The sequence below is a fragment of the Luteococcus sp. genome, from assembly GCF_043424415.1.
Taxonomy (GTDB): Bacteria; Actinomycetota; Actinomycetes; order Propionibacteriales; family Propionibacteriaceae; genus Luteococcus.
The window spans coordinates 1-4,226 of record NZ_JBHWOO010000174.1; the positions used below are offsets into that span (position 1 = coordinate 1).

General features: G+C 69.8%; 7 protein-coding genes. 4 read left to right on the forward strand and 3 right to left on the reverse strand.

Going from position 1 to position 4,226, the window contains the following annotated elements; all coding sequences use genetic code 11:
- Positions 1-36: 36 nt before the first annotated feature.
- On the reverse strand, positions 37-333 hold the full coding sequence (locus ACHFFZ_RS10310; protein ID WP_394276537.1) for a DUF4235 domain-containing protein: 297 nt from the start codon (positions 331-333) through the stop codon (positions 37-39).
- A gap of 135 nt (positions 334-468) precedes the next feature.
- On the opposite strand from ACHFFZ_RS10310, the gene ACHFFZ_RS10315 reads away from it, so the two are divergent.
- The 4 genes from ACHFFZ_RS10315 (at position 469) to ACHFFZ_RS10330 (ending at position 2,708) form a co-directional block, all read left to right on the forward strand.
- The gene (locus tag ACHFFZ_RS10315) at positions 469-939 is read left to right on the forward strand and encodes a DUF3093 domain-containing protein (RefSeq protein WP_394276538.1); all 471 of its coding nucleotides are present in this window, start codon (positions 469-471) and stop codon (positions 937-939) included.
- Positions 932-1,399, forward strand: a complete 468-nt coding sequence (gene dut / locus ACHFFZ_RS10320; protein ID WP_394276539.1) for a dUTP diphosphatase — start codon at positions 932-934, stop codon at positions 1,397-1,399. The genes ACHFFZ_RS10315 and dut overlap by 8 nt, the downstream gene beginning before the upstream one ends.
- 185 nt (positions 1,400-1,584) lie before the next feature.
- Positions 1,585-2,355, forward strand: coding sequence for a DUF3710 domain-containing protein (locus ACHFFZ_RS10325; RefSeq protein ID WP_394276542.1), 771 nt, complete (start codon positions 1,585-1,587; stop codon positions 2,353-2,355).
- Positions 2,352-2,708 carry an OB-fold nucleic acid binding domain-containing protein gene (locus tag ACHFFZ_RS10330; protein WP_394276540.1) on the forward strand — a complete coding sequence of 119 codons (357 nt, stop codon included), beginning with the start codon at positions 2,352-2,354 and terminating at the stop codon, positions 2,706-2,708. Before ACHFFZ_RS10325 ends, ACHFFZ_RS10330 begins: the two co-directional genes overlap by 4 nt.
- Positions 2,709-2,740: 32 nt before the next feature.
- On the opposite strand, the gene ACHFFZ_RS10335 is transcribed toward ACHFFZ_RS10330, so the two are convergent.
- A complete protein-coding gene (locus ACHFFZ_RS10335) occupies positions 2,741-3,403 on the reverse strand; it encodes a potassium channel family protein (protein ID WP_394276541.1) in 663 nt (220 codons plus the stop codon).
- A gap of 26 nt (positions 3,404-3,429) precedes the next feature.
- On the reverse strand, positions 3,430-4,092 hold the full coding sequence (locus tag ACHFFZ_RS10340; protein ID WP_394276543.1) for a potassium channel family protein: 663 nt from the start codon (positions 4,090-4,092) through the stop codon (positions 3,430-3,432).
- Positions 4,093-4,226 lie beyond the last annotated feature (134 nt).

Sequence of the window (4,226 nt, forward strand, 5' to 3'; positions counted from 1 at the left end):
TACTCGTCCAGCGCGCCGGGCGCCCTCGGAGGTGCGTCAGATCTTGATCTTGCTCTTCGACGAGGTGTCCAGGTGCTCGCCGGTCGTCGCCTCGTAGCGACGACTCACGTAGCGGTTGAGCACGATCTGGCTCACACCGAGCCCCGCCGCGCTGGCGACGGCCCAGATGGCGGCATAGGTGGGGGGAGTGTCGGGGTCGTTGGGATCGGGCGGGGTGTCGCCGGTGACGGCCTTCCAGGCCATCTTGAGGGCCTGCTGGGTGGCGATGGTGGTCACCGCACCCAGGACTCCGGCATAGATCTTGAAACTGAGGTTCTGGCTGAGGCTGGCCATCGTCTCTCCTCGCTGTGGGTGGAGCGTGCCGCGGCCGCTGGCCGTGGCACCTTGCGCGCTCCATCCTAGGCAGTGCAGACGACTGCCACTGGGGGCTTTCGCCCTCGGCGCACCGCACCCGATAGGTTGGGGGCCATGGCGACACAGGCACGACGGCACCGCGAAGACCTGTACCTTCCCGCGGCCTGGTGGCTGCTGGCCATCGGTTTCGCACTCAGTCTCGTTGTGGCGGTGGCGGCCTACACCAACATCTGGCTGGGCTGGGCGACGGCCCTGGTGACTTTCGTGGGGGTCGGCGGGGTGCTGTTCGCCTATGGCCGTCCCCGCCTGCAGGTCGACGAGCACGGCATCAGGGCCGGTGGCGCCACGGTGGAGTGGCCCTGGGTGGCAAGCGTCGAGGCCCTCGACCAGGCCCAGACCCAGCAGGCTCTGGGCCCCGGCGGCAATGCGCGCGCGTGGATGCTGACCCGGCCCTATGTGAAGCAGTCGGTGCGTGTCTTTCTGGACGATCCGGCCGACCCCCACCCCTACTGGTTGGTCAGCAGCCGTCATCCCGAGGCCTTCGTGAGCGCTGCCAACTCGCACCTGTCCTCCGGGCATGGCTGAGGACGCCTGGGCCCTGCGGGTGCGCCGGCTCGATCCCGGCCTGCCGCTTCCCGAACGTGCCCATCCCGGCGACGCGGGCCTGGACCTGATGACCACCGTCGACCTCGTGCTGGCCCCCGGGCAACGACGGCTGGTGCCGACCGGGCTCGCCGTGGAGATCCCCTCGGGCTTCGCCGGTTTCGTGCATCCGCGCTCCGGCCTGGCTGCCAGGCACGGCGTCACGGTGGTCAATGCCCCGGGCACCGTGGACGCCGGCTACCGCGGTGAGGTGAAGGTCTGCCTGATCAACACCGACAGTCAGCACTCGGTCACGCTGCATCGCGGCGACCGGATCGCCCAGCTGGTCGTCCAGCGCGTGGAACTGGTGCACCTGGTGGAGGTCGATTCTCTCGACCAGAGCGCCCGGGGTGCGGGTGGGCATGGCTCCAGCGGCGGGATCGCTGGCTGGCAGCCGCGGTAGGATCGGCGACGTTCGCCCGGGCGAGAGCCGTCCAGGCCAGTGGAGGGAAGCCAGTCGTGATCTTTGGTCGCAAGAAGAATGACGATCCCGGGCTCGAGCAGCCCACCGGGGACCAGCAGCCCGCCGTCGAGGAGCAGGTGGCGCAGCAGGCACCCGAGGAGGTCGAGCTCCGCGAGGAGCGCCCGATGGTCGACGCCGAGGCGGCATCGGTGCGTGCCAGCCGCGGGGCCCTGGAGGACGAAGAGCCCATCCAGGCCCAGCAGGCCGAGCAGGTGGCTCCCGAGCTGCCCGTCGTCGACCCCGACGACGAGCGCTGGGTCGCACTGGACGAGCAGGACTGGCGCGAGGACGGCCCCTTCGACGTTGACGAGGTGGACCTGGACGCCGACGAGGTGGACCGTCTCGACTTCGGTGCCCTGGTGATGACCCCCTTCGACGGCATGCAGCTGCAGCTCCAGGTCGATGAGCAGACCCAGCAGGTACAGGCCGCCCTGGTGATGCACGGCAACTCGGCACTGGAGGTGGCCGTCTTCGGTGCCCCGTCCAGCAGCCCGATGGCCGGCGACATCCGTCGCGAGATGGTCGAGGTCACCCAGCAGCAGGGCGGCGACGTCCAGCTGGCCGAGGGCCCCTTCGGAACCGAGATTCGCCGCGTCATCCCGCTGCAGAACGAGGAGGGTGAGACGATGTACCACGTCTCGCGCACCTGGTTCGCCCAGGGTCCGCGCTGGCTGCTGCGCGGCGTGCTGATGGGTGAGGCGGGCATGAACGAGGGCGTCGACGGCCCCACCGAGGTGTTGCTGGAGTTCTTCCGCAACATCGTGGTGCGCCGCGACGACCAGCCCCGCGTGCCCGGGGACCTGATCCCGATGGAGATCCCCGCCGAGCTGCTCGCCCAGCAGCAGGCAGCCCAGGAGCAGCAGGCAGCCCAGGAGCAGGAGGCTGAGCAGCAGTGAGTGGAGGCCTGCTGGCGCGCCTGTGGCGCCCACAGCGCACGGCCACCCACCCGGTCACCGAGCAGGAGCAGGACGACCGGACGGTGACCGTGGCCGATGTCCCCCTGCGCCAGTACGCGCGGCTGCGCGGGCACCTGATGGCGGTGGGGGAGCAGGCCTCGGATTCGAGCCGCTGGCTGGAGGCCGTCCTCTACGACGGCACCGGCGAGATGGGGCTGGTGTGGATGGGTCGTCGCTCGATCACCGGCCTCGAGACGGGCCACGAGGTGGCAGTCGAGGGCTTCGTGACCCTCTTCGGCGGCCGCCCGGCCATCTACAACCCCAAGTACCGCATCATCCCGGGGCGGGTCTGAAGGCCCTGGACGTCGGGCCCCGTCACGTCGTCTCAGTGGTCGTGGGGCGCGAAGAGCCGTGCCAGGTCGGGCTCGTGGTCGGGGGAGATGACGAAGAGCATCTCGTCACCGGTCTCGAGGGTGGTCTGGGGTCGCGGCGCCATGGCCCGGCCATCACGCACGATCGCCACGATGACGGCATCTCCGGGCAGGTCGAGTTCGGCCAGCGAGGCCCCCACCTGACGGCTCTCCCCGGGCAGGGTGATCTCCACCAGGTTGGCGCTGCCACCCTTGAAGGTGAAGATGCGCACCAGGTCGCCGATGCTGACCGCTTCTTCCACCAGCGCCGACATCAGTCGCGGCGTGGAGACGGCCACGTCGACGCCCCACACATCGTCGAACATCCACTCATTGCGGGGGTGGTTCACGCGGCCGACCGTGCGGGGAACGCCGAACTCGGTGCGTGCCAGCAGCAGGTGGACCAGGTTGGCCTTGTCGTCGCCGGTGGCGGCGATGCTGACATCACAGGTGTCCAGGCGCGCCTCGGTGAGGGTGTCCAGTTCGCAGGCGTCGGCGAAGAGCCACTCGGCCTGGGGCACCGAGTCGGCGTGGATGGTGGTGTCACGGTCCACCAGGAGCACCTGGTGGCCGTTGGAGATGAGTTCGCGGGCGATGGAACGGCCCACCTGGCCGGCCCCGGCGATCACGATGCGCATGGCAGTCCTCCTGTGTGGCGGTGGTCTCAGTGGGTGCGGGTGGCGGGGCCGGCGGGCGGGTTGCCCAGCAGCTCCTCGATCTCGTCGGTGCGGTCCAGTTCGATGGCCGCATAGAGCAGGTCGCCCTCCTGCAGCACCGTCTCGGCATCGGGCACCAGGCCGCTGCCATAACGCGCCACGAAGGGCAGGGGGGTGGCCAGCACCTGCTGGATCTCGTGGATGCGGTGCCCGATCCACCCCTGGTGCACCTGCACCTGCACCAGGCGGGCATTGCCCGACGGGTCGCGCCAGACCGGCTCGGAGCCCTCGGGCAGCAGACCGCGCAGCACCTGGTTGGCGGCCCAGCGGACGGTGGCGACGGTGGGGATTCCCAGGCGTTCGTAGACTTCGGCGCGTCCCTGGTCGTAGATGCGGGCGACGACGTTCTGGATGCCGAACTCCTCGCGCACGACGCGGGCCGCGAGAATGTTGGAGTTGTCACCGCTGGAGACGGCGGCGAAACCGTCGGCGGTGCGGATGCCTGCCTTCTCCAGCACCTCGCGGTCGAAGCCGACGCCCTTGACGGTGGTGCCGGTGAAGTCCGGACCCAGGCGGCCGAAGGCGTCCTCGGTGGTGTCGATCATCGACACGTCGTGGCCGCGCTTCTGCAGGCTGCGGGCGAGGCTTGCTCCGACGCGGCCACAACCCATGATGACGATGTGCACTTCGATGCTCCTTGGATACCGTCGCGCGGCGGTCCGTGCGGCGAGTGGACGACGGGTTGACGCTACAGCACATGCCGTCCAGGTCATCGCCAGCCCCCACTGTCGCGCCGTGGTGTGCC